At 67.6% G+C, this 24214-nt stretch carries 26 protein-coding genes and 2 riboswitches; of the genes, 12 read left to right on the top strand and 14 right to left on the bottom strand.

What is annotated here, in order from left to right; translation table 11 throughout:
- Positions 1–36 precede the first annotated feature (36 nt).
- On the bottom strand, positions 37–1476 hold the full coding sequence (gene cls / locus AC3IMC_RS00445) for a cardiolipin synthase (protein WP_490916764.1): 1440 nt from the start codon (positions 1474–1476) through the stop codon (positions 37–39).
- Between the two features lie 130 nt (positions 1477–1606).
- On the opposite strand from cls, the gene AC3IMC_RS00440 reads away from it, so the two are divergent.
- Positions 1607–2536 (top strand): aminodeoxychorismate lyase, encoded by a 930-nt coding sequence (locus AC3IMC_RS00440; RefSeq protein ID WP_490916435.1) that lies wholly within the window; start codon positions 1607–1609, stop codon positions 2534–2536.
- A 60-nt stretch (positions 2537–2596) separates the two neighbouring features.
- On the top strand, positions 2597–3061 hold the full coding sequence (locus tag AC3IMC_RS00435) for a pyridoxamine 5'-phosphate oxidase family protein (protein WP_490916434.1): 465 nt from the start codon (positions 2597–2599) through the stop codon (positions 3059–3061).
- A 7-nt stretch (positions 3062–3068) separates the two neighbouring features.
- On the opposite strand, the gene AC3IMC_RS00430 is transcribed toward AC3IMC_RS00435, so the two are convergent.
- Positions 3069–3773 carry a TetR/AcrR family transcriptional regulator C-terminal domain-containing protein gene (locus tag AC3IMC_RS00430; RefSeq protein WP_490916432.1) on the bottom strand — a complete coding sequence of 235 codons (705 nt, stop codon included), beginning with the start codon at positions 3771–3773 and terminating at the stop codon, positions 3069–3071.
- Between the two features lie 227 nt (positions 3774–4000).
- Between AC3IMC_RS00430 and AC3IMC_RS00425 the strand changes: the two genes are divergently transcribed.
- The 5 genes from AC3IMC_RS00425 to AC3IMC_RS00405 all read left to right on the top strand — a co-directional run bounded on the left by AC3IMC_RS00425 (position 4001) and on the right by AC3IMC_RS00405 (position 7153).
- Positions 4001–4255: a hypothetical protein gene (locus AC3IMC_RS00425; RefSeq protein WP_490916431.1), complete on the top strand. Its 255-nt coding sequence runs from the start codon at positions 4001–4003 to the stop codon at positions 4253–4255.
- Between the two features lie 197 nt (positions 4256–4452).
- Positions 4453–4568, top strand: a riboswitch (SAM riboswitch).
- Between the two features lie 13 nt (positions 4569–4581).
- Positions 4582–4857: a DUF1737 domain-containing protein gene (locus AC3IMC_RS00420; RefSeq protein ID WP_490916430.1), complete on the top strand. Its 276-nt coding sequence runs from the start codon at positions 4582–4584 to the stop codon at positions 4855–4857.
- Positions 4854–5264 carry a rhodanese-like domain-containing protein gene (locus AC3IMC_RS00415; protein WP_490916429.1) on the top strand — a complete coding sequence of 137 codons (411 nt, stop codon included), beginning with the start codon at positions 4854–4856 and terminating at the stop codon, positions 5262–5264. The genes AC3IMC_RS00420 and AC3IMC_RS00415 overlap by 4 nt, the downstream gene beginning before the upstream one ends.
- On the top strand, positions 5265–6473 hold the full coding sequence (locus tag AC3IMC_RS00410) for an O-succinylhomoserine sulfhydrylase (RefSeq protein WP_490916428.1): 1209 nt from the start codon (positions 5265–5267) through the stop codon (positions 6471–6473).
- Positions 6474–6526: 53 nt separating this feature from the next.
- A complete protein-coding gene (locus AC3IMC_RS00405) occupies positions 6527–7153 on the top strand; it encodes a hypothetical protein (RefSeq protein ID WP_490916427.1) in 627 nt (208 codons plus the stop codon).
- Here the strand turns inward: AC3IMC_RS00405 and AC3IMC_RS00400 are convergent.
- The 5 genes from AC3IMC_RS00400 to AC3IMC_RS00380 all read right to left on the bottom strand — a co-directional run bounded on the left by AC3IMC_RS00400 (position 7150) and on the right by AC3IMC_RS00380 (position 13038).
- Entirely contained in the window at positions 7150–8376 is a 1227-nt protein-coding gene (locus AC3IMC_RS00400; RefSeq protein ID WP_490916426.1) for a glutamate--cysteine ligase 2, read from the bottom strand. The two genes, AC3IMC_RS00405 and AC3IMC_RS00400, sit on opposite strands and share 4 nt — an antisense overlap.
- Positions 8377–8443: 67 nt before the next feature.
- Entirely contained in the window at positions 8444–9967 is a 1524-nt protein-coding gene (locus AC3IMC_RS00395; protein WP_490916425.1) for a UDP-N-acetylglucosamine 1-carboxyvinyltransferase, read from the bottom strand.
- Positions 9968–10067: 100 nt separating this feature from the next.
- A complete protein-coding gene (locus AC3IMC_RS00390; RefSeq protein ID WP_490916424.1) occupies positions 10068–10868 on the bottom strand; it encodes an energy-coupling factor transporter transmembrane component T family protein in 801 nt (266 codons plus the stop codon).
- Positions 10865–12415 carry an ABC transporter ATP-binding protein gene (locus tag AC3IMC_RS00385; RefSeq protein ID WP_490916423.1) on the bottom strand — a complete coding sequence of 517 codons (1551 nt, stop codon included), beginning with the start codon at positions 12413–12415 and terminating at the stop codon, positions 10865–10867. The genes AC3IMC_RS00390 and AC3IMC_RS00385 overlap by 4 nt, the downstream gene beginning before the upstream one ends.
- The gene (locus AC3IMC_RS00380) at positions 12415–13038 is read right to left on the bottom strand and encodes an ECF transporter S component (protein ID WP_490916421.1); all 624 of its coding nucleotides are present in this window, start codon (positions 13036–13038) and stop codon (positions 12415–12417) included. The genes AC3IMC_RS00385 and AC3IMC_RS00380 overlap by 1 nt, the downstream gene beginning before the upstream one ends.
- 63 nt (positions 13039–13101) lie before the next feature.
- Positions 13102–13240, bottom strand: a riboswitch (TPP riboswitch).
- 87 nt (positions 13241–13327) lie between these two features.
- Between AC3IMC_RS00380 and AC3IMC_RS00375 the strand changes: the two genes are divergently transcribed.
- Positions 13328–13870: a heme-degrading domain-containing protein gene (locus tag AC3IMC_RS00375; RefSeq protein ID WP_490916420.1), complete on the top strand. Its 543-nt coding sequence runs from the start codon at positions 13328–13330 to the stop codon at positions 13868–13870.
- Between the two features lie 7 nt (positions 13871–13877).
- Here the strand turns inward: AC3IMC_RS00375 and AC3IMC_RS00370 are convergent, their stop codons facing one another.
- Positions 13878–14648, bottom strand: a complete 771-nt coding sequence (locus AC3IMC_RS00370; protein ID WP_490916419.1) for a GAF and ANTAR domain-containing protein — start codon at positions 14646–14648, stop codon at positions 13878–13880.
- Between the two features lie 261 nt (positions 14649–14909).
- Here AC3IMC_RS00370 and AC3IMC_RS00365 point away from each other — a divergent pair, with 261 nt between their 5' ends.
- The 4 genes from AC3IMC_RS00365 to AC3IMC_RS00350 all read left to right on the top strand — a co-directional run bounded on the left by AC3IMC_RS00365 (position 14910) and on the right by AC3IMC_RS00350 (position 17688).
- On the top strand, positions 14910–15995 hold the full coding sequence (locus AC3IMC_RS00365; RefSeq protein ID WP_490916418.1) for an iron-containing redox enzyme family protein: 1086 nt from the start codon (positions 14910–14912) through the stop codon (positions 15993–15995).
- Positions 15992–17080 (top strand): glycosyltransferase family 2 protein, encoded by a 1089-nt coding sequence (locus AC3IMC_RS00360; RefSeq protein WP_490916417.1) that lies wholly within the window; start codon positions 15992–15994, stop codon positions 17078–17080. Before AC3IMC_RS00365 ends, AC3IMC_RS00360 begins: the two co-directional genes overlap by 4 nt.
- The gene (locus AC3IMC_RS00355; protein WP_490916416.1) at positions 17077–17322 is read left to right on the top strand and encodes a CDGSH iron-sulfur domain-containing protein; all 246 of its coding nucleotides are present in this window, start codon (positions 17077–17079) and stop codon (positions 17320–17322) included. Before AC3IMC_RS00360 ends, AC3IMC_RS00355 begins: the two co-directional genes overlap by 4 nt.
- Before the next feature lie 102 nt (positions 17323–17424).
- Positions 17425–17688, top strand: a complete 264-nt coding sequence (locus AC3IMC_RS00350) for a DUF4235 domain-containing protein (RefSeq protein ID WP_221387402.1) — start codon at positions 17425–17427, stop codon at positions 17686–17688.
- A gap of 3 nt (positions 17689–17691) precedes the next feature.
- Here AC3IMC_RS00350 and mnhG read toward each other — a convergent pair whose 3' ends face one another.
- From mnhG to AC3IMC_RS00320, 6 genes are read right to left on the bottom strand one after another with little or no spacing between them, the layout of a single operon-like run.
- Positions 17692–18102 carry a monovalent cation/H(+) antiporter subunit G gene (gene mnhG / locus AC3IMC_RS00345; RefSeq protein WP_490916415.1) on the bottom strand — a complete coding sequence of 137 codons (411 nt, stop codon included), beginning with the start codon at positions 18100–18102 and terminating at the stop codon, positions 17692–17694.
- Complete coding sequence (locus AC3IMC_RS00340; protein WP_490916414.1) at positions 18092–18370, bottom strand: MrpF/PhaF family protein; 279 nt, start codon at positions 18368–18370, stop codon at positions 18092–18094. Before AC3IMC_RS00340 ends, mnhG begins: the two co-directional genes overlap by 11 nt.
- Positions 18367–18912 (bottom strand): Na+/H+ antiporter subunit E, encoded by a 546-nt coding sequence (locus tag AC3IMC_RS00335; RefSeq protein WP_490916413.1) that lies wholly within the window; start codon positions 18910–18912, stop codon positions 18367–18369. Before AC3IMC_RS00335 ends, AC3IMC_RS00340 begins: the two co-directional genes overlap by 4 nt.
- Entirely contained in the window at positions 18909–20516 is a 1608-nt protein-coding gene (locus tag AC3IMC_RS00330) for a Na+/H+ antiporter subunit D (protein WP_490916412.1), read from the bottom strand. Before AC3IMC_RS00330 ends, AC3IMC_RS00335 begins: the two co-directional genes overlap by 4 nt.
- The gene (locus tag AC3IMC_RS00325; RefSeq protein ID WP_490916411.1) at positions 20513–21049 is read right to left on the bottom strand and encodes a Na(+)/H(+) antiporter subunit C; all 537 of its coding nucleotides are present in this window, start codon (positions 21047–21049) and stop codon (positions 20513–20515) included. Before AC3IMC_RS00325 ends, AC3IMC_RS00330 begins: the two co-directional genes overlap by 4 nt.
- Positions 21046–24090 carry a Na+/H+ antiporter subunit A gene (locus tag AC3IMC_RS00320; protein WP_490916410.1) on the bottom strand — a complete coding sequence of 1015 codons (3045 nt, stop codon included), beginning with the start codon at positions 24088–24090 and terminating at the stop codon, positions 21046–21048. Before AC3IMC_RS00320 ends, AC3IMC_RS00325 begins: the two co-directional genes overlap by 4 nt.
- Between the last annotated feature and the right edge of the window lie 124 nt (positions 24091–24214).

Here is a 24214-nt window from a genome sequence, read left to right as displayed (position 1 = left end):
TGCCCTTGCAGCTGCCGGGCTACCCGCCGGTTGCCGCTATTGGACGGTTGCCGTCAGCCGGGCCACGTTGTCCACGTAGCGCGCGGCGAGGGGACGCTTCCGCCAGCCGGCCAGCTTGAGCTCGTGCGAGATGTCACGGTACGTGTCCTCCACGGCCCGCATCTTGTTCACGATGTCCTCGCCCAGGAGCATCACGGACACCTCCAGGTTCAGCGAGAAGGAGCGCATGTCCATGTTGCTGGAGCCAAGGACCGCCACCTCGTCATCGATGGTGAAGTGCTTGGCGTGCAGCACGAACGGGGCCTTGTACAGGTAGATCCGGACGCCGGCTTCAAGGAGGGCCTCGTAGTAGGACTGCTGGGCGTGGTGCACCAGGAACTGGTCGCCCTTTTCGGACACGAAGAGTTCGACGTCCACGCCGCGCTGCGCCGCCGTGGTGATCGCGTACAGCAGGGAATCGTCCGGGACGAAGTAGGGGCTGCAGATCGAGATCCGGTGCTGGGCGGAGTAGATCAGGGTGTTGAAGAGCCGCAGGTTGTTTTCCGTGCTGAACCCAGGGCCGCTGGGGACCACCTGGGCCGTGACGGTGCCGGGATGCGGGTCGGATGGCGGCTGCAGCTGGTGTTCCAGTGACTCGTCGGTTTCACCCAGCCAGTCGGTGGCGAACACGACGTTCAGGGTGGTGACGATGGGTCCGCGCAGGCAGGCCATCAGCTCCACCCATTCGCGCCCGGCCTTGCGGTGCCGCGGGTTGTTATAGGAGGGCTCGATCAGGTTCTGCGAACCCGTGAAGGCAATCTCGCCGTCCACCACCATGATTTTCCGGTGGTTGCGAAGGTCGGGCCGGCGCCACTGGCCGTGGATGGGCAGCAGCGGCAGCATGCGCTTCCACTGGATCTTTCCGGCCCTCAGGCGCTTGAGCAGGTTCTTGTAGCCCTTGATGCGGAGCGTGCCGATGTGGTCGAACAGGAGTCGCACTTCCACACCCCGCTCGGCCGCTTCCTCCATCGCCGTGATCAGGTCGTCGGTGACATGGTCCGTGCTCATGATGTAGAACTCGGCGTTGACGTACTTCTTTGCCTTCCGCACAGCCTGCGTCATGGCCAGGATGGAGTCCGGGTAGCCGGGGATGAGGTCCACGGAGTTGCCGTCCACCATGGGCAGCGAACCCAGGGTGCGGTTCAGTTCAGCGGCGGACTTCACCCACTCCGGGCCGGGGTAGTCGCTTTCAGCATCCGAGAGCGCGGTGATCCCTGCCCGTACCCGGTTGTTGACCAGCTGCTGCTGCGCCCGGCGGCGGCTGGAGAGCCGGAAGTTACCGAACAGCAGGAACAGGACGATGCCCACAAAGGGGACGAAGAAGATCCCCAACAGCCAGGCCATCGCCGTGGTGGGGCGCCTGTTGCCGGGAATGATGCCCAGCGCCAGCACCCTGATGGCGAGGTCGGCGATGCCCAGCAGCACCACAACCCACATCGGGGCGGTACCGGCAAGCGAAAACGGCCACAACACGTCAAGAACCCCCGGGAAGATCGGGTTCCGGCGGGCGGATTCCGGCCGGCACACTGTGCCCAGCTTATCCGCGGCACCCCACTAAGCTGGTGCCATGAGCTCACCAGCCCCCGTGGCCCTCGTCTTCCTCGACCCCGCCTTCCCGGATGGCCGGGTTGCTGACGCATCAAAACCCCAGCTGCTCGTCACGGATCTGGGCGTCACCCGCGGCGACGGCGTCTTCGAAACGATGCTGGCCGTGGGCGGAACGGTACGGAAGATGCCGGCCCACCTGAGCAGGCTTGCAGGGTCCGCCGAGGCACTGGACCTGGTGATCCCCGCGCAGGACGCGTGGCAGCGGGCCATTGCCACCGCCGTCAACGGCCACCGGTCCGAGCACCCGCCGACCGATCCCGCCACCGACGAGCTGGTGGTCAAGCTCGTGGCCACCCGCGGCGCCGAAGGCGCAGCCACCCCCACTTCCTGGGTCCAGGTTTCCCCTGCCGGAGCGGCCGGGCGCCGCCAGCGCGAGACGGGCATTGACGTCATCCTCCTGGACCGCGGCTACGACAGTGACGTGGCAGAACGGGCGCCCTGGCTGCTCCTTGGCGCCAAGACGCTCTCCTACGCAGTGAACATGGCGGCGCTGCGCCACGCCCACAAGCAGGGCGCCGACGACGTCATCTTCCTGTCCTCCGATGGGCGCGTCCTGGAAGGCCCCACCTCCACAGTGCTGCTCGCGCATGTGGAGGAATCCGACGACGGCGCGTCAGTGAAGCGCCTCATCACGCCCCAGCTGGACAGCGGCATCCTGCCGGGAACCTCCCAGGGCGCCCTGTTCACCGCTGCCAAGGCGGCCGGGTGGGAGCTGGGCTACGGCCCCCTGGAACCACAGGACCTTTTCGATGCCGACGCCGTGTGGCTGATCTCCAGCGTCCGCCTGCTGGCCCCCGTGAACCGGATCGATGGCAAGGACATCGGCACCCCCTCCGTCCAGAAAGAGCTGACCGCCGAATTGAGCGGGTTGTTCGCCGGCATCCACTAAGCGCCAGGCAGCCCGCCACGGGTCTTTTCCCTGTTCGGCATCACCCGTAAGGTGTGGACCATGGACTCGCACAACCTGCCCATCGAAAAACTCTCCTTCGACGACTGCTGGGAACTCCTTGACGGCGACACCGTGGGCCGGTTGGCCATCGTGGTTGACGGCCACCCCGAAATCTTCCCGGTGAACTACGTTGTCCGTCTGCGGAGCATCGTCTTCCGCACGGCCCCGGGGACAAAGCTCTGGGGTGCCCAAATGGAGCGGCCGGCAGCGTTGGAGATCGACGGTTATGATCCCGCCACGGAGCTCGCGTGGAGCGTGGTGGTGCGGGGCGAGACGGAAATCCTCGAGGACCAGGCGGACCGGGACGCGGTGGACAGCCTTGGGCTGGAGCCGTGGCAGCCGGGCGAAAAGGCCCACTACATCCGGTTGAACGCCAAGGCGATGACCGGCAGGCGGTTCAAGGTGAACCGGCCGGATATCTGGAACACCCGCCTGCAGGACAAGCGCCGCGCCTCGTTCGAATAGCCCTGCCTCAGGCGCCGGAACGCGCCGCCTGCCCGGTGAGCTGCGCTTCCAGCCCGGACAGCAGGATCGCGAGCCCCTGGTCCAGCTCTGCCTCGCCGTCGTATTCCGCGAGGGCAGGGGCCAGGGCGCGGAGCCGCGGAAAGTCCCTTGCGGGCAGGCGGTGGAGCCCCAGGCGCAGGAGCACCTCATTCTCCTCCGGATCCACCACGAACTCCTGCATTTCGTTGAGGATGTGGCCGTAGAGGAAGCCGTAGTAGGCGCGGTACACGTGGAGGGAGTCGGCCGGTTCGAAACCCGCCGCCACCAGCAGGGACAGGATCTGTTCCAGTGGCCTCAGGGTGCCCAGCGGCCGGAGGCCCAGCGGGGTGGAGAGGGGCCGCGTCACCAGCAGGGGCACCACGTTGGGGTGCCGGAGCGCTTGCCGGCGCAGGCTGTGGGCAAGCTTCCGAAGCTGCGCCTTCCAGTCCGGGTCCGCGGGTTCTATGGAGAGGTCATTGAGAACAAGCTCCGCCACACCGTCGAGCAAAGCTGCGCGGTTTTCAGCGTAGCGGTACAGGCTCATGGGATCCCGGCCGAGCTCCTGCCCCAGGCGGCGCATGCTCAGCGCTTCCAGGCCTTCGGCATCCACCAACTCGAGGGCTTTGGCCAAGACAATGTCCCTGCTCAGCCTGGTTTTCGGGTGGCCGCTCCTGGGAGTGACGGCGGAAGTCATCGCGTGGTCCTCATTGCCGGGCAGCCGTCCCGCCGTAACCGGGACTGTTGCCTCATATCTGGTCTACGGGTAAAGTCTACAGTGTAGACAAGGTGGTGACAGCACCCTGCGCTCCCCGATCTTCCAGGGGTTTGCACCTACGCAATCCTTTGCCCCCTAGTGCAGGGCATCGAGGTTCGCCGCTGCAGCCTGACGGCGGCACAATGCACCGAGCGAAGGGAGCCGTCATGGCACATTCGCAGTTCGACCAGTTCCTCCAGGAAGCCACCTACTTCGACCAGGCGTCAGAATCCACCCTTGACCGGGACCGGTTATTTGGCCTGTACATGAGCTGGTGCTTCATCAACCAGCAAGTACCCGGGGGCGAATCCAGTTTCTGGTCAGCCATGAAGGACAAGATCCCGGCAGGCCGCAAGGGCCTGCGGATGACGGGTCCGGCCGCGGCCGACTACATCGTCACCACCTATCCCGAACTGGTGTAGGCCTGCACGCGAACAACCCAGGGCCTTCACATAGTGGTAAGGGGAATGAATGCTGTGGCGCCGCGGGTGCCGCAGCATTTTCATGCCCGCGGCAAAATCCGACCACGCGCCACGGCCGCGCGGAGGGTGCCGTTCAATTACGGAACATGACGACGGCGGCGATGCGGCTGCGCGCCCCAGATGTTACGTTTTTGGGGAGTAATGAGTACCGGCGTTAAGCCCTGACTGGCCGGTCGGCAACCCTCCCTTTCGCGGCGGGGTGCCTCAGGTGAATACTCGGCATATCGACCGATTCGAGCTGCAAGCGTGGGAGAAGGAGATCCGTCGTGCCTGACGCACCCGCCACTGAAGAAAAACTGTCCTACCGCCTGATCAGCGGGCCGGACAACCGGGAATTTTGCGAGCGGATCTCCGCTGCCCTGGACGAGGGGTACGTGCTGCACGGCAGCCCGGCCGCCACCTTCAATGGCACCAGCGTCATCGTGGCCCAGGCAGTGGTCCTGCCGGCCGCGATCGCGTCCGCCGACGCCGCCGTGGCCACCGCCGTCGATGAGCTGGACGGCGAATTTGAGGGCGAATTCGACGGCGAGGGCCACGCATGAGCTACGCCGGAGACCTGACACCCCAGGAAGCCTGGACCAAGCTCGAGCAGGGCGCCATCCTGGTGGACGTCCGCACCGAAGGCGAATGGGCCCACATCGGCATTCCGGACACCAAGGCCACGGACAACGATCCGCTCTTCATCCAGTGGACCTTCCGCGGCGGCATCCCCAACCCCGACTTCCTGAAGGACCTCAGGGAGCAGGCACCCGAGGACCCGTCCGCGGAACTGGTATTCCTGTGCCGCTCCGGCGCGCGGTCCGTCGCCGCCGCCATTGCCGCCACCCAGGCTGGCTTCACCTCGTACAACGTGCTGGAAGGCTTCGAGGGGGAGCCTGACCGCTACGGCGAACGGACCATCAACGGCTGGAAGAACCGCGGCCTGCCCACCAACCTCGGAAAGAACTAAGTGACCTTCAATCCAGACGCCTCCGGATGGAGCGCCGACACCCAGGCCGTCCGCGGCGGACTCGACCGCACCAACTTCCAGGAGACGTCCGAGGCCATCTTCCTGAACTCCGGGTTCGTCTACGAATCAGCGGCCGCGGCAGAACGCGCCTTCACCGGCGAGGACGAACGGTTCGTCTACTCCCGCTACGGCAACCCCTCCGTGGCAACCTTCCAGGAACGGCTCCGCCTGCTGGAAGGCACCGAGGCATGCTTTGCGACGGCGTCGGGCATGTCGGCGGTCTTCACCGCGCTGGTTGCCCTGCTGTCCGCCGGCGACCGGGTGGTTGCCGCCCGGTCACTGTTCGGTTCCTGCTTCGTCATCCTGAACGAGATCCTCCCCCGGTGGGGTGTGGAAACCGTCTTCGTGGACGGCCCCGACCTGGACCAGTGGCGCGAGGCGCTGTCCCAGCCCACCACCGCCGTGTTCTTCGAGTCACCGTCCAACCCGATGCAGGAAATCGTGGACATCGCGGCCGTGAGCGAACTGGCACACGCCGCCGGGGCCAAGGTGGTGGCGGACAACGTCTTCGCCACTCCCCTCCTGCAGCGCTGCGGGGACCTGGGCGCGGACGTCATCGTCTACTCCGGCACGAAGCACATCGACGGCCAGGGCCGGGTGATGGGGGGTGCCATCCTGGGAACCCAGGAATTCATCGACGGCCCCGTCAAGCAGCTGATGCGCCATACCGGCCCCGCACTCTCCCCGTTCAACGCCTGGGTCCTGACCAAGGGCCTGGAGACTATGGGCCTGCGCGTCAACCACTCGTCCGCGACAGCCCTGCGGCTCGCTGAGTGGCTGGAGCAGCAGCCGGCCGTGAGCTGGGTGAAGTACCCGCTGCTGAAGTCCCACCCGCAGTACGATCTGGCGGCGAAGCAGATGAGCGCCGGCGGCACCGTCCTCACGCTGGAACTCGCGCCCTCTGCGGGCCGGTCCGGCAAGGAGGCTGCGTTCGCCCTGCTGGACGGGCTGCGGATCATCGACATCTCCAACAACCTGGGCGACTCCAAGTCCCTCATCACGCATCCGGCCACCACCACACACCGGGCCATGGGGCCGGAGGGCCGCGCTGCCATCGGGCTGAGCGACGGCGTGGTCCGCCTCTCGGTGGGGCTTGAGGATGCTGATGACCTTATCCGCGACCTGGAACAGGCGCTGAAGCAGATCTAGCTTCCGCCGCTCCTCCGCACTTTAATAGGCAGCGGAGGCGAAGGAGGCAAGCCATGGGCCAGTCACAGCCATATGCCAGGGCGGGAGCGGTGAGCACCGCGGCGAGCGCGTGCTGGCTGCTGGGGATCGCGATGGTGGGCAACGTCCACGCCACCAAAAGCGCCGAGCAGCGGCTGGCCATGCTGGAACGCCACCGCGGCCTCTGGACACTGGGACAGTTCCTCGCCGCAGCAGGAACGGCGGCGGCACCCCTGGGATTCGTGCGGCTTGCCCGGCGGCTGCGGCAGGAAGCAGGCAACGCGGAATCAGAAACCGGGCCTGCCCGGGCCGGACAACTGGCGACCGTCGCCGCCGTCGCCCTGCTGGCGGGCAGCCCCCTGTTCGTCTGGGCCCTCGCCGTCCGCGCCGCGGACATCGAGAAATTTGCCTATCGAAGGGGCGCTGCGTGGCCCTTCCTGGCGTACGCCAGCCTCCAGACCTGCGGCGTCGGCCTGCTGGGCGCGGCACTGCAGGCCTCCCCCCTCAAGGGCGGGACCGGGCTGAGCGCCGCTGCCAGTGCACCGGTTTTTGCCGGCATCCTCCTGCGCTACAAGGACATTCCGCCGTTCGTGTTCTACCTGATGCAGATCGCGGTCGGCGTGAAGCTCCTTCGTTTCAAGGGAGCCCCCGGGGACGGCTAGGGCTGGCGCACCCGCAGCAGTTCCGGGGCCGCCTCCACCTCCGCGAGATCCAGCGCCCCCCGCATCGTTACGTTGACGGCCTGCCGCACCACGGCACCGAACCCCATGTCCTCCGGCGGCGTTCCGGCCAATGCCTTGTCGCGGGCACGGCGCTGTTCAGCCGCCCCGGTCCCGCGCGCGATGATGTCCTCGATCCCCTGGCGCGCCAAAGCAAGCTCGCCCTGCTCATCCAGAACCGGCGCCAGGTAATCGACAAGAGAGCGGACGACGTCCGGGGCAGGCGCGGGGCGGAAATTCCCGAAGTCCAGAAGCTCGCCGCTGAGTCCGGCGCTGCTGGCCTGCCACGAAGCCATCCGCAGTAGCACGGTGGGAACGGGCGCCGGATCAACCTCCTGGCGCCATTCCCTGCTCGCGGACTCCACCAACGCCCGGACCAGCACGGCGATGAGGCCGGCGTCCTCGGCGCGGAGGCAGACATCGGCCACCCGCACTTCCACGGTGGGGTGGCTGCGGGACAGACGGGCGTCGAAATACAGCATCCCTTCATCGAGCATGACGCCGGTTTCCAGCAGGCGCGTGACCACGCGTCGGTAGGCGGCGTAGGTTCCGTAAATGCCCGTGGGACCGGCCGTAGGCCAACGGTTCCAGGCCTGCGTGCGGTAGCTTTCGAAACCGGTGGGCACGCCGTTCCAGAAGGGCGAGTTGGCGCTCAGGGCTGTCAGTACAGCGAGCTTGTCCCGGATGCGGTCCAGGACGGCCACGCCTTCCTCGGGGGACTCGATGTAGGTGTGGACGTGGAAGCCGCAGGTGAGCTGTTCCTGGGCGGTAAGGCCGAAGCGCTCCAGCATCCTGGCGTAGCGGGCGTCCGGGGTGGTGTGGGTGGTGGACGCCAGCGGTGAGGTGGCCAGCGCAGCGACCCTCGCGTCATGCTTCCGGGCCGCCTGGTCGGCGAGTGTACGGCCTGCCCGAATCTGTTCGAGCAGTTGCCCGTATTCCAGGCAGGGCCGGGTCTGCGTCTCAATCTGCTCCAGCTTGAGCTCGGCACTCAGGCCCATCTCGTCGTCGTAATCCGCCTGCTTCCCGGCATGGTGCACCGCCGGCTGCGTGGGGAGGTCATCCGCCGCGTCTGAACGGCCCGCAAGGAGTGCGTCAGCCAGGGCAAGCGGTTCGCCGGACTCCGGATCAACGATCAGGAGTTCTTCCTCGACGCCGAATGTACGCATATGTTCATTCTGCTGCAGCAGCGGTGGAAGTGAAGCAGCCCCGCCCATCATGACGAACCGTTAATGCTCAGTCCTGGAAGTACTCCACCTTGGCACCGATCGTGTTCAGCCGCTCGGCCAGGTCCTCGTAGCCGCGCTCGATCACGTAGATGTTCCGCAGCTCGGACACGCCCCTTGCCGCGAGCATGGCCAGCAGCAGGCAGGCGGCCGGCCGCAGTGCCGGCGGGCAGCCCACCTCTGCCGCACGCCACCGGGTGGGTCCGTTGACGTAGATGCGGTGCGGGTCCAGCAGCTGCACCTGCGCGCCCAGCCTGTTCAGCTCCGTCAGGTAGATCGCCCGGTTCTCGTACACCCAGTCGTGGATCATCGTCTGGCCCGTGGCATTTGCGGCGATCACCGCGAAGAACGGCAGGTTGTCGATGTTCAGCCCCGGGAACGGCATGGGGTGGATCTTGTCCTCGGGCGCCTTCAGCTCAGAGGGCTTGGTGGTCACGTCGACCAGGCGGGTGCGGCCGTTGCGCGCCATGTACTCATCGGAGACCTCCAGCTGCTGGCCCATCTGGCCCAGCGTGGCCAGCTCGATCTCCATGAACTCGATGGGTACGCGCCGGACCGTCACCTCCGAATTGGTGACGATGCCCGCGGTGATGAGGCTCATCGCCTCGATGGGGTCCTCGGAGGGGTAATACTCGATTTCGGCGTCGATCACCGGGCGCCCCGTGATCTTCAGGGTGGTGGTGCCCACGCCCTCGATGGTGACGCCGAGCATCTGGAGGTAGAAGCACAGGTCCTGCACCATGTAGTTGGGGCTGGCGTTGCGGATCACGGTTGTTCCCGGGCGGTGGGCGGCCGCCATGATCGCATTCTCGGTGACCGTGTCGCCGCGTTCGGTAAGGACGAAGGAGCGGTCCTGGGTGTCGGCCGGCGGCGCCTGGACGGTGTAGAAGCCCGCACTGGCCTCCACGGAAAGCCCGAACTGGCGCAGCGCCTGCATGTGGGGCTCAACGGTCCGGGTGCCCAGGTCGCAGCCTCCGGCGTAGGGCAGCCGGTATTCCCTGGACTCATCCAGCAGCGGCCCGAGCAGCATGATGACGCTGCGGGTGCGGCGGGCTGCATCAACGTCCATGGCGTCCAGGTCAAGGACGGCCGGGCGGCGCAGGCGCAGGTCGGTGTCGTTGAGCCAGGTGCACTCGACGCCGATGCTGGTCAGCACCTCGACGATGCGGTTGACCTCCTCGATGCGGGCGAGGCGGCGGAGCACGGTGGTGCCGCGGTTGATCAGGCTGGCGCACAGCAGCGCCACGCCGGCATTCTTGCTGCTGTTAACGTCCACGGCGCCGGACAGGGTGCGTCCGCCTTCCACGCGCAGGTGGGTCATCTGAGGCTTGCCCACGTTGACGATGCTGCGCTCGAAGATGTTCTCGAGCCGCTGGATCATCTTCAGGCTCAGGTTCTGCTTGCCCTGCTCCATCCTGGCGACCGCACTTTGGCTGGTGCCAAGTTCGGCGGCGAGCTGGCCCTGGGTCCAGCCCTTCTCGCTCCGGGCGTCCCTGAGCATGGCGGCAACGTGTTCAGCGGTTTCCTGCGTCATGACATAAATATATCATTTATGAGTTATCCGAGCGGCCCGTCCTGACGGAAGCGCGGCAACCAGGCAGATACTACCCGGTAGATGCGATAGGTTTCCGGCGTCAGCTGCCGAGCCAGACCATGTTCCATGTCCCCGCGGATACGGCGGCCGCCAGGGCAAGCCCGGCCACCAGGACACCTCCGGCGAGCACCCACACATCCAGCAGGCTGTAGGTGGATTCCCGCGCCCAGGTCCGCGGGCCGCCGCCGAATCCCCTGGCCTCCATGGTGACCGCCAGCCGGGACGCACGGCGGATCGCCTGCACCAAAAGGCCGAAGCTTTGCCCCAGCGTTGCCTTGACACGCTGGGCCACGCTGCCGCGGGAGCCAACGCCGCGGGCCCGGCGGGCCATGCCAATGGTCTGCCATTCCTCCGCCATCAGCCCCACCAGGCGCATCGCTGCCAGGGTTCCCAGGACGAAGCGGTGCGGCAGCCGCGCCTTTTGCGCCAGTGCATCGGCGAGGTCCGTGGGATCGGTGCAGCTCATGAGCAGCACCGCGGGAAGCGCGATGGCGAACCCGCGGAGCAAAAACCCGATCCCCAGCTGCAGGGACCCCTCGCTCATGCTCCAGATGCCGACGTCGAGCAGGATCCGTCCGCTGTCCGGAGCCAGGATGGAGGTGCTCCAGCCCCCAACGGCGGCGGCGAGGATCAGCGGCCAGCCGCGCTGCCACAACAAGGACGGCGTCAGGCCGGCAAGCGGGAACAGGAGCACCTCGAACACCAGGGCCACCGAGGCGGAGACCCAGTCGATGGACAGCGCCAGGACCGCCGTGATGAGCACGACGGCGGCGAACTTGCTCAGCGGGTTCGCCCGCGTCAGGAGCGCGTGGTTGCCGCGCAGGGTGAGTTGCTGCCTCATGGCGCCACCGCTTCCGCCGCGGCCATGCGCAGTTCGGCCCCGCCCAGGGCGGCGGTGAACTCGGCATCGTGCGTCACGGAGACCACCGCGGTGCCGGCGTCCAGGAGTTCGGACAGGAACGAGGCCAGCTCCGCCCAGGTGTTGGCGTCCTGCCCGAAGGTGGGCTCGTCCAGCACCAGGACCTGCGGGCTGGCGGCAAGGACCGTGGCTACGGACAGCCGCCGCTTCTCGCCGCCGGACAGCGTGTACGGGTTGGCATCCACCAGGGCCGTGAGCCGGAGCCGCTCCAGCAGCTCGTCGACCCGTTCCCCGCCGTGCCCCAGGTGCCGTGGGCCGAAACGCAGTTCATCCAGCACCTTGCCCGTCACGAACTGGTGCTCTGGCTCCTGGAACACGGTGCCCACCCGGGAAATCAGCTGTTCGGCCTTCCACTTGTAGGGGTCGATGCCTACGCCGCGGCTGAGGTCCATCGTGGCGGACACCGTCCCTGCCACGGGCTCCAGCAAGCCGGCGAGCGTCAGGGCGAAGGTCGATTTTCCGGCTCCGTTGGGCCCGGTGATGGCGAGTGCCTGCCCCGCCCGGACCTGCGCGGTGAGGCCTTCCTGGACCGGGGCCGGCGCTACCTTCCGGAAGCCGCGGCGGCCCGGACGCTCCCGGGAAACGGCGAGCCGCTCGGCCGCCAGCAGCAGGTTGCCCGTCCCGGCGGCCGGAACCTCGGCACGGCTTCGTGTTGCCGGCACGTAACCGGGCACCCAGACGCCTGCGGCGGCGAGCATGGTCCGGGCCTCGGCCAGCACGCGGTCCGGCGGCCCGTCCAGGAGTACGGCATCGTCAGTGGCGGAGCCCGGCTGCAGGACCACGATCCGGTCCACGACGTCCTTCCACACGGACACCCGGTGCTCCACCACCACCAGCGTGGCACCGGTCTTGTCCAGGCAGCGCGCGACGGCGTCGCGGACTTCCAGCACTCCGTCCGGGTCCAGGTTGGCGGTGGGTTCGTCCAGCAGGATCAGTCCGGGGCGCATGGCGAGGATGCCGGCCAGCGCCAGGCGCTGCTTCTGCCCGCCGGACAGGGCCGACGTGGGGTGGTCCAGCGAAAGGTGGGCGAGCCCGACGTCGTCCAGCGCCTCGTGCACCCGCGGCCAGATGGCATCGCGGGGCACCGCGAGGTTCTCGGCGCCGAAGGCGACGTCGTCGCCCACCCGTGACAGGACCACCTGCGTCTCCGGGTCCTGCTGCATCAGCCCGGCATGGCCGCGCCGGGCGCGCGGGGATTCTCCGTCGACCAGCAGCGAACCCGATTCGTCGGCATCCCCGGCCTCGCCGTCGTCGTTCACGTCCCCCAGCACCCCCGCGAGGGCATGCAGGAGCGTGGATTTCCCGGCGCCAGAGGGACCCAGCAGGAGCACGCGCTCCCCCGGGCTGATGTCAAGGTTGAGGGCGTTGACGGCAGGCTTGGACCTGCCGGCATGCCGCCAGCCCCAGCCGCGGGCTGTGACGGCGGCAGGCCGGGCGGGAGCCGAGGCGTCCCCGTAAGCGGCGGGCATCAGGAGAAAACGGGCTCCGTGGCGGCCTTGCGCGAGGCGAAGGAGCTCAGGACGCCCGTGCGGGCCAAACCGCGGGTGGCGATCCAGGACAGCGCGCCGGCAATGATGGCTCCGGAAACCATGCAGAAGAGGATGTAGGCCAGCTTGTCCGCGCCGGAGTAGGCGATGTTCCAGCCCCACGGTGCGAAGGAGTCGTTCAGGCCGCAGAAGAGGCCTGATGCCGCACCGGCCAGCAGGGACACGGGCAGGTTGAACTTGCGGTACACGAAGATCGCGAAGATGATCTCCGCGCCCAGGCCCTGGACGAAGCCGGAGAACAGGACGGACGTGCCGTACTGGGAACCCATGAGGAGTTCACCGGTAGCTGCCACGGTCTCGCAGAACAGCGCCGCCCCGGGCTTGCGGATGATCAGCATCCCCAGGACACCGGGGATCATCCAGCCGCCGGCGATGAGGCCGGTCAGGGGCGGGTAGGCCGCGTTCATCGGCACGGATACTGCGGCCGCGCCCTGGGACCAGGCCCAGAAAATGACGCCGCCGGCGATGGCGACGAGGGCCGCCACCACAATGTCCACGACGCGCCAGGACTTGCTGGTGGTCTTCTTGATTGCTGCTGTGCTCATGTGATCCTCCTGGGTAACAGGAGGGGAAAGCGCGGCAATGCGGCGTTGACTGCCGTTGCCAATCACTTCGAGAACTCGACTCCCTTGCGCCGGTACTAACCGGATCAGGTTCGAGGGTCTGCGGCGGTCCGCACTCTCAGCGCCCACCTGCGGTTCCCGGCCTGGCCAGGATGCCGACGGCGGCGCTCCCCTGTCGTTGTAAATGGTGGTTTTGGTTCAAATTAGGCGTGTATTTCAGCCCTTGCGGGCGTGGTCAAGTTTACACCTGGCGAGGGGTAGATTGTGGGGCATGAGTGCCAATCCGCCGCATGTGACCGAGTTCGATCCGGATTCCCTCGACACGCAGCCCGAGGGTTCCCTGGAAGCCCTGATCGCCCGCGTCGAGGCGGAGGTCAGGGAGCTGCAGTTCCCGGGGTTTTCCCCGGATGACGCCCTGAACCTTGGCCTGCTCCTCGTGGAACTGGGCAAGGAGCGGGGCCTTCCCATCGCCATCGACATCACCAAGGGCGAGCAAGTCCTGTTCCATGTTGCACTGCCGGGCGCCACGCCTGACAACGGCTACTGGGTCCGCGCCAAGCAGCGCACCGCCGCACGGTACGAGGTGCCGTCCCTCCTGGTGGGCCTGCGGGGCCGGCTGGGCGGGGGCCGGATCGAAGACCATGCCTGGTTCGACCAGTCCCGCTACGCCGCGCACGGGGGCGCCTTCCCCATTGTCGTTACGGGAGTGGGAGCGGTGGCCACCGTCACCGTGTCCGGGCTGCCCCAGGTGCAGGACCACGACCTGGTGGTGGAAGCCCTCCGGGACGTCCTCGGCTCGGCGCTGGAGGTGTAGCTGCCGCTCATTCGTCGAAGTGCGTGGTAACCCCGCCGCCGGCCCCCACGGATTCGACGATGGACTGGGCCAGCTCCCGCAGCTTGATGTTCCGGGCGTTGGAAGCGGCCTTCATGATTTCCATGGCCGCCGCCTGGCTGCACCGGTTCTGGGCCATGATGATGCCGGCGGCGAGGTCGATGGCGGTCCTGGATTGCATGGCCAGTGCCATGTCGTTGCGGGCGTCGTTGAGTTGGGCAATCTTCAGCGCAAGCCGAAGTGACTTCGACGCCTGGGCGGCGAACGCCTCCGCGCGGCTGATGTGCGGGCCGCTGAAGGCATCGCTGCGCGACGCGTACAGGTTCAGGGCCGCCCGGGTTGTGTCATCCACCAGCAACGGCACCGACAGGATGGACCGGATGCCCTGCCCCGCTGCCGCGGCGACGTAACCGGGCCACCGGTGCTCCCGCGCGGTGTCGGGCACCAGGATGCTCCGCATCTCCCCCATGGCCGTCAGGCACGGTCCCTCGCGGAAGGTGTTCTGCAGTTCGTCCATCTCCTTGGCGGTGGGGTCGCTGCTGGCCACCGTGGTGGCCTTCTTCCGCCGGAACAGGGTCACGCCGCAGACAGCGGGCACGAACGGGGCGGCTGAAAGGCCCTCGGCTGCTACCGTGGCCAGTTCGTTGAGGAAGACTCCGACGTCCGGGCTGTCCAGCACCAGATCCTGCAGGTCCTGCAGGTCCTGGAAATACTGGGACAGTTGCAGGGGGTGTTCAGGGGCGAGGGATTCTTGAACCATGGCGTTGCTCCGGCTGGACTGGTCGCCACCGGAAGCATACGGAGGGACGGGGATGCCGCTTCCTGCCAAACGGTTCTGCGTTCCACCCTAACCCGTTACCGGCCCGCATCCGGCGCGCCCTGGTTCTGCGTAGCATTAATTACTAAGCCATGCTTACTATGTTCCTCCCGGGTTTCGAGGAGGACAGGGCATGCCAGCACCGCGCACCGGCGCCCCCGTGGTTGTTCCCGGCATCGGCGCGGCAGAAGACCAAGGAGCACCATGAGAATCCCGGACACCAGAGGACCCATCAGCAGCGCCCTGTTCAAAATCCTGGTGCAGGCGCCGGCTTCTTCCGCGGCTGACCTGGACGCACTGGAGGCCCTGGTGGCGGCACAGCTGGCCCGGGCCGGGGACATCATCGGCCACGAGGACATCCAGCTCTCCCTCTTCAGCCTCTACGAACTGCACTACTCAGGCCTTGACGGCGTCGCCGACGACTGGGAGTGGGAGCCGGGACTGATCCGGATCCGGCGGATGATCGAGGAGCCCTTCGAAAAGGCGCTCCGCCAGGCCGCGCGGAAGATCGCCGGGAAACACGGCCTTCCTGCCACCGGCGCCTTCCCCGGGGACGGCCCGTCCAGCGACGGCTTGGCCAGCGACGACGTCGCCAATATCCTCTTCGACCTGGCCGCCAGCGACACCGGCCCCAGTGTCTCGCGCTACGTGGCCAGGAAGGCTTCGCTGGAGCAGCTGAAGGAGTTCCTGGTCCACAAATCGGTGTACCAGCTGAAGGAAGCCGATCCGCATACCTGGGCCATTCCCCGCCTCAGCGGCCGGGCCAAGGCGGCGCTCGTGGAAATCCAGGCGGACGAGTACGGGGGCGGCCGGCCCGAACGGATGCACAGTGCCCTGTTCGCCCGCACCATGCGCGGCCTCGGGCTGGATGACCGCTATGGCGCCTACTTGGACGCTGTCCCCGCCGTCTCCCTCGCTTCGGTGAACCTGATGTCGCTGTGCGGATTGAATCGGCGGCTTCGCGGCGCCATCACGGGCCACCTTGCCATCTATGAGATGACGTCCTCCCAGCCCAACCGCTTTTATGGCAACGGCTTCCGCCGCCATGGTTTCGACGCCGGAGTCACGCACTACTTCGACGAACATGTGGAGGCCGACGCCGTGCACGAACAGATCGCCGGGCGGGACCTGGCCGGTGGACTGGTGGAGGCCGAGCCGGAACTCCTGGCGGATGTCCTGTTCGGGGCCACGGCGGTCATGGCCATCGACAGCCGGCTTTCGGCCCACTTGCTGGGCTCCTGGGAGGCCGGGAAATCATCGCTGCGGGCGGCAGCACCCGTGGCGGCATGACGTCCGCGCCGCAGCCGTGGGAGGACGCCGAATACATCCTTCCCCTGCGCTGGACCGACGAACCAGGGGCTGCGACGGCGGACTCCGGGCTGCCTGAGCTCACCGCCTATCTCACGCTCCTGGTGGAGTGGATCCCCGTGACGGTGGTGGATGGCTCCCCATCGCGGCTTTTCGACAGGCACCGGGCTGCCTTCCCCGCCGCGGTCCGCCACATTCGGCCGGAATCGGCCGGGCCGGGCCATGCCGCACTGTTTTCGGCCGGACAGCCCGCGCTCGCCCCCGGCACGCAGAACGGCAAGGTTGCCGGCGTGCTGACGGGTGTCCGGGCCTCAGCCAGGGAGTTCCTTGTCATCGCCGACGACGACGTTCGCTACACGCGCGGGTCCCTCGCCGCCGTCGTCCATCACCTCAGCTCGGCGGACGTGGTGCGCCCGCAAAACTACTTCGATCCCCTCCCCTGGCACGCCTTGTGGGACACGGCCAGGACGTTGGTCAACCGGGCCTGGTCCGCGGATTACCCCGGAACACTGGGCGTGCGCCGAAGCGCGCTGCTTGCCACCGGCGGGTACGAGGGCGTCCTGTTCGAGAACCTGGAACTGATCCGGACCGTCAAGGCTGCCGGCGGCCGTGAAAGGATCGTTCCGGACCTTTTCGTCGCGCGCCGACCACCGGCACCCCGGCACTTTTTGGGGCAGCGCATCCGGCAGGCGTACGACGACTTTGCCCAGCCGCCGCGCCTGGCAGCCGAACTCGCGCTGCTCCCCGCAGCTGCCTGCGCCGCCGCGCTTCCCGCCAGGATGCGGGGCCTGTATCTCCTGATGCTGGCGGGCGCGGCCACCGCAACGGCGGAAATCGGCCGCCGGCGGCATGGCGGGCGCGCAGTCTTTCCAGCCGTTGCTGCATGCTTCGCCCCGCTCTGGACATTGGAACGCGCGGTCTGCATCTGGCTGGCACTCGGTTTCCGGCTGGCGGGCGGTATTCCGTACGCGGGTTCCCGGCTCAAAGCGGCAGCCCACTCGGAGGCCGAACTCCGGTTGCGCCACCAGGGAAAAACCCACGCACCAACCACAGAGGAGCAGATGTGAACCAGGAGCAGCCGACCGCAGGACATAGCGCCGGGGAACCGGCCGCCAGTTCCATTGTGGTGTGTCCGAACGGGCCACTAATTGTGCGGGGCGGGTTTGAGATCGTCACGCCCTCCGGCGGCCTGGTGCCCCGCGACCGCAAGACCGTGGCGTTGTGCCGGTGCGGGGCCTCGGCCATCAAGCCCTACTGCGACGGAACCCACAAGATGATCAAGTTCCGCACGGAGCCCCCTGCGGGATAGGGCACTGCGGGAAAGGCCACGGCGGGCGGGCCTACCCTGGCGCGCCCGGGTGTACGGCTAGGCTGGAGGAAGTCCGCTTTCCGCTGTCAAGGAGTACTGGGAATGAACCTTTTCATCAAGCTGCTCGGGACCGGGGTGAGCCTCCTCGCAGGCCTGGCCGGCACCAAGCTGGTCAACGGCATCTGGGAAAAGACCACCGGGCAGAAGGCGCCCACCGGCAAGAACGAGGATGTCCCAACGAGCCTGCGTTCGGCCCTGACCTTCGCGCTGATCTCGGCATCGGTCAGCGCCATCATCCAGGTCCTGGCCAACCGCGGCACCCAGCGCGCCATCGCCCGCTTCGCCAAGAGCCAGGACATCGTCTAGGAACTAGCGCGTCCCGCCGTCGTCGGAGCTGTCCTTCCGGGCAGCCTCGGCGGCGGCTTTCTGCACTACGGCTTCAAGCTCGTCCGCGCTGAGCAGTTCCCGGTGCAGGTGCTTGGTGCGGTACCCCGCCCGGCCCACCATGTGGGCGGACACGGGGACCGTGAGGAGCTGGAAGACCCAGGCCACCAGCAGCACCGGCCACACCCACCACGTCCGCAGCTGGAGGCCGATGGCTGCCAGCAGCAGGAACAGCCCCAGGACTTGGGGCTTGGTGGCCGCGTGCATCCGGGACATCAGGTCCGGGAAGCGCAGCAGGCCGATGGCGGCCGCCAGGGACATCAGTGCGCCGACCACCATGAAAACGGCCGAGACCACGTCGACCCAGCCATCCGGACGGGACAAGTCAGGATTCATTGGGGTCCACCCTCCGGTCGGCAACGAACCTGGCCACGGTGACGGACCCGATGAAGCCGATGATGGAGATGGCCACCACCAGCATGAGGTTGTTCAGGTGGCGGTTCACCGCCATATCGATGCACAGGGCGCCGGCCAGGATGGCCAGCAGCACGTCGGCGGCGAGCACCCGGTCCAGCAGCGAGGGGCCGCGGGCGATCCTGATGATCGCCCCGGCGGCGGCCAGGGAGAAGATGACGGCGGTGACCGCCAGGACTGCGTCCATCATGCGGCTGTTTCCTTTCGGACTGCTTCCAGTTCCTCCCGCGTGCCCATGATCCGGATCAGGCCGGCCTCGATGGACCGCACCTCATTCCGCAGGCTTTCCACGTCTTCCCGCGAGGTGATGTTGATCGCGTGCAGGTACAGCGTGGAGGTGGACCTGTCCACCTCCACCACGAGGGATCCGGGAATCAGGGAGATCACGTGCCCGGTGGCGGTGACTATGAGGTCCTGGTGGCTCCGCAGCCTTACAGCGACGATGGCGTTGGTCACCCGGGGCCCGCGGACCACGGCAAGGTAGAGCACCTGGGCGCTGGCCACCACCACCTTGCCCAGGAACACCAGGGCGAAGGGGACTGCATACAGCATGTTGAACCGGCCGCTCAGCTCCACCGGCGGAAGGTAGAACAGCCGCGCGACGCCCACCGCCAGCAGCGCGCCGAACAGGAGGTTGCCAGGGCTGAAGTCCTGCCACAGGGCCCCCCACACAACCACCAGCCACACCAGCAGCGGCAGCTCCTGGCGCAGGGAAATCCTTTGCCGGCTCATCGTCGTCCTCCCACCACAGGGGTGGCCGGAACGGGTGATCCCTCGCCGAGGACCGCCTGGATGTACGGGGTCCGGTCCAGCATGTCCCGTGCCGCGTGGCCGGACAGCTCGAACAGCGGCCCGGCAAAGACGGTCAGGGCAACCCCGATGGCCACCAGGCCCATGGTGGAGCCCACCATGGTGCGCGGCAGCAGCGTCACCGTGTCGTTGAGCTTGGCTCCGGGCCCGGAAACCCTCGCCGCCGGCGCGGCAAGGAGCACCGGGTCCGGATGCTCGGCGTCCGTGGGCCGGCGCCAGAACGCACGGTTCCAGACCCGGGCGACGGCCAACAGGGTCAGGAGGCTGGTAACCACGCCGCCGACCACCAGGGCATAGGCAAGCGGCGTCCCCAGTTCCACGCCGGCCTGCAGCAGACCCACCTTGCCCAGGAACCCGGAGAAGGGGGGAATTCCGGCGAGGTTCATGGCGGGGATGAAGAACAGCAGTGCCAGCAGGGGCGAGATCTTGGCCAGTCCGCCCAGCCGGTCCACGGAGGAGCTGCCTCCCCGCCGTTCGATCAGGCCGGTCACCAGGAAGAGGCTGGTCTGGATGGTGATGTGGTGGGCCACGTAGAAGACCGCCGCGGCCAGCCCGGCGGCGGAGGACATGGCCAGCCCGAACACCATGTAGCCGATGTGGCTGACCAGGGTGAACGAGAGCAGTCGCTTGATGTCGCTTTGCGCCAGGGCGCCAAGGATGCCCACCACCATGGTGAGCAGTGCCGCCACCATCAGGGGGGCGTTCAGGGCATCGCCCGGGAACAGCAGTGTCTCGGTCCGGACCATCGCGTACACGCCCACCTTGGTGAGCAGGCCGGCGAACACGGCGGTGACCGGGGCGGGGGCCGTGGGGTAGGAGTCAGGGAGCCAGAAGGACAGCGGGAACACGGCGGCCTTGATGCCGAACGCCACCAGCAGCATGACGTGCAGCAGCGTCCTGGTGCCCTGGTCCAGTTCCCCCAGCTTCACGGCGAGGTCGGCCATGTTCACGGTCCCGGTGGCGCCGTAGACCATGGCGATGGCGATCAGGAACAGGACCGAGGACACCACGGACACCACCACGTAGGTCACGCCGGCGCGGATGCGGGGCCCGGTGCCGCCCAGCGTCATCAGCACGTAGCTTGCGGTCAGCAGGATCTCGAAGCCCACGTAGAGGTTGAAGAGGTCGCCGGAAAGGAAGGCGTTGGACACCCCCGCCACCAGGATCAGGTAGGTGGGGTGGAAGATCGAGACCGGGGCGTCCTGGTCGCCGTCGGCCATGCCCTGCCCGGTGGCATACACCAGCACGGCCAGGCTCACCGCGGAGGAGACCACCAGCATCAGGGAGGAGAACTGGTCCACCACCATCACGATGCCCCAGGGCGGCAGCCAGCCGCCGATGGTCACCGCGGCGGTTCCGCTCTCCCATGCCGAGGCCAGCAGGAGGCATTCGAGCGCCAGGGTCAGGGACAGCAGCGCGATGCTGACCGCCCGCTGGGCGCGGGAGTGCCGGATCAGCAGGAAGGTCAGGGCGGCGCCCAGGATGGGAAGTACGACGGCGAGCGGAGCCAGGGGTGCCATGTTCACTTTCCGCCTCCTTCCGGACTGCGTTTGACGGGGCGGGGGTCGACGTTGAGTGAGCCGGGCTGCTCCTCCGCCGCGGCGTCCTCGGCGGGAATTTCACGGCCGCCCGCGGTGACTGTTGCCAGCGGGAATTCGGATGTCTCGGCCGGAACCTCGGCGTCGTCTTCGGCGTCGAAGCTCGGGGTTTCGGCCACCCGGAGGTCTTCCACGTCGTCCTGGATGTCGTCCTGGCGCGCCAGCACCCAGGTGCGGTAGATGATGCCGAGCATGAACGCCGTGACGGCGAACGAGATCACGATCGATGTGAGGATCAGGGCCTGCGGCAGTGGGTCGTTGTAGTCCTGGGCGGGGATGTCCTTGGAAAACAGCGGGGCCAGGCCCGCGTAGCCGCCGGTTGCCAGGATCAGCAGGTTGGTGGCGTTGGCCAGCAGCATCAGCCCCAGCAGCACCCGGGTCAGGCTGCGTTCCAGGATCAGGTAGATTCCGCACGCGTAGAGGGCACCCATGACGATCAGGAGGGTCAGGTTGATGCTCATGCTTTGCCCTTTGCGGTGGTCTCGGCAGGCATTCCGCCCGGTTCCTCTTCCTGCTGCAGCTGGGGACGGTCTTCCCGTCGGTGCCCGGAGCCTGCTGACCGTTCCTCGAAGTGCTCGTCGATTTCGGCGCCCAGGCTCCGCAGGACGTCCAGCACCAGGCCGACCACCACCGTGTAGACACCGATGTCGAAGATGGTGGAGGTGACGAACTTGATGTCCCCGAACACCGGAAGCCAGATTTCGATGATGGCGGACTGGAACACCTGGCCGCCCAGCAGCAGGGGCATCACGCCGGACACGGCTGCCAGCGCCAGGCCGGAACCCAGCAGGGCACCGGCGCTCAGGGGCGCGGCCTCCCGGAGCTCGAACCGGCCGCCGGCCAGGTACCGGATGGTCAGGGCCAGGCCAGCGGTGAGGCCGCCCGCAAAGCCGCCGCCGGGCAGGTTGTGGCCGGCCAGCAGCAGGTAGAGCGAGAAGATGATCATGGAGTGGAAGATCAGGCGGGTGACCACCTCGAAGATGATGGACCGCCGTTCCGGAGCGAGCGTGCGTCCGGCCACGATCCAGGGGTCGCGCGCGGCGGCCGCGAACTTCCGGCTGACGGCCAGCGCCGCGCCGTCGCGGGAGCCCGGATCAACCCCGTGGAAGCGGCCCACGGTGCCCTCGGCAACGGACGCGGAGGACTGCAGCCGCTCACCGCGGCCGCGCACGAAGATCAGGCTTGCTACGCCGGTGGCGGCGAGCGCCAGGACGCTGATTTCCCCGAACGTGTCCCAGGCGCGGATGTCCACCAGGGTCACGTTGACCACGTTCAGCCCGCCGCCGCCCTCATAGGCCAGCTGCGGAAACTGCAGCGATACCGGAATGGCGGTCCGGGCGCCCATGGCGAAGATCGCGGCGAACACCATGGTCACGCCGAACCCCAGCCCGATGATGACGCGCAGCACCCGGTACCTGCCCCCGGTACGGTCCCGCAGTTCGGCGGGAAGGCTGCGCATCGCCAGCACGAACGCCACCAGGATGATGGTCTCCACGAGCATCTGGGTCAGGGCCAGGTCCGGGGCGCCCTGGAGGGCGAACAGCAGTGCGATGCCGTAGCCGGTGACGGACACCATCAGCACGGCAAGGAAGCGCTTGTTGGCCCGGACCGCGGCCAGGGCGCCGATGACGATCCCCACGCCGGCCACCAGCTGCAGCGGGGAATTGGGATCCACCAGGTAGATGTCCGCCGGCAGGTCCTTGCCGGCCAGGAGGATCACGGAGAGCGGCAGCACGAACGCCACGCTGAGGATCACGGCAAGGTAGTAGTACAGCGAACCGCGCTGGGTACGGCCGGTGATCCAGACGGCCACGTCGTCCAGTGCACCGATCGTGAGCTGGTAACCGCGGTCGCCGTCCACCCACGAGGGGACCAGCGACTGCGCGCGGGCCACCGCGTTGCGGCCAACGTACATGGCCACGCCCAGCACGAAGGTGACGGCCGTCAGCCCAAGCGCGGGAGTGAAGCCGTGCCACAGCGCAAGGTGGCCGGCCTGCTCAACGGGAGTGCCGGCGTCGGGCGCTGTGGAGGCGAACAGCGCCGCGTACGGCTGGATCCAGACGTCAACGGGCACCGGCCACAGCCCGTACACGATGGTGAGGAGGCTGAGGATGGCGGGGGCAGCAAGGAATGAAGGCCTGACCGCCTTGAAGGGGGTGGGGTCCACGCCTGGCTTGACGGCGAACGCGCCCCACATGAAACGGGCACTGTAGGCGAAGGTGAGGACGGAACCCAGCACCAGGCCAACCAGGACCACCATGCCCCATGGGCCGGAGTGCGGCCCGTTCGCGTGGTGCACGAACGCTTCCAGCACCGATTCCTTGGCCACGAAACCGCCCATCAGGGGAACGCCCGCCATGGACGCCGCACCGATGGCCGCCACGATCCCCAGCGCGCGCGAGGAGCGGAAGACGCCGGAGAGTTTGCGGACGTCCCGGGTCCCGGACTGGTGGTCGATGATGCCCACCACCAGGAAGAGCGTTGCCTTGAACAGGCCGTGGGCCAGCAGCATGGCAAGGCCCGCCAGCGCGGCGTCAGGCGTTCCCAGGCCCACCACCATGGTGAGGAAGCCCAGCTGGCTGACGGTGCCGTAGGCGAGGATCAGCTTGATGTCGGTCTGCCGCAGCGCCCGGTAGCCGCCCACCAGCATGGTGGCCAGGCCCAGCCCCAGGACCACGGGCTGCCAGTAGGACGTCTCCGAGAAGCCCGGGGCCAGGCGCGCCACCAGGTAGATGCCGGCCTTGACCATCGCGGCGGCGTGCAGGTAGGCGCTGACGGGGGTGGGCGCGGCCATGGCGCCGGGCAGCCAGAAGTGGAACGGAACCAGGGCGGACTTGGTGATGGCACCCACCAGGATGAGGACGACGGCGCCACCCACCATGGCGCCGGACGTGCCGTCCACCAGCGCGGGGGCCTGCTCCAGGATGCTGGAGATGCGGTAGGTCCCGGCTGCCTGGCCGAGCATGATGAGGCCCACCAGCATCGCCAGTCCGCCGGCGGTGGTGACCATCAGGGCCTGCAGGGCAGAGCGGCGGGCCGACAGCCGGGTGCGGGCAAAACCGATCAGAAGGTAGGACAGGATGGTGGTCAGTTCCCAAAAAATGAACAACAGCAGGAGGTCGTCCGCCACCACCAGGCCGAACATGGCACCTGCGAAGGCCAGCAGCTGGGCGCCGAACGCGCCAAGGTCCTGGTCCTTCTTTTTGAAGTAGCGCGCGCAGTACACCAGCACCAGGGAACCCACCCCAAGCACCAGCAGGGACATGACCCAGGCCAGGGCATCCATGCGGAAGGCGAGCTCTAGGTGGAGCCCGGGAATCCACTCGAAAACCTCCGCCACCGCGCCGGATCCCGAATAGATGGAGCCGTGCTGGAAGAGGAGCCACCCGAAGGAAACCCCGGGAACGGCCGCCAGTGCGTAGAACGCGTTCCGCCCCCGGGCCCGGAAGAGGAAGGGCGCCAGGACAGCCACCGAAAAGTGCACGGCAAGGACTGTTATCACTGGTTTCTCCGCAACGTCAGGGATTCGATTGTCAAAAAGTTGGAGCAGGCGGCAAAAGAGTTGGATCCGGGAGAAGCCAGTTTATCAAGGCTCTTGCGCAAGCCGCCCGGCCCAGGCCTCCGCG

This window comes from Arthrobacter sp. E70 (genome assembly GCF_058266945.1).
The sequence above is the reverse complement of the archived record's forward strand: the minus strand, read 5'-3'. Positions and strand labels throughout refer to the sequence as shown.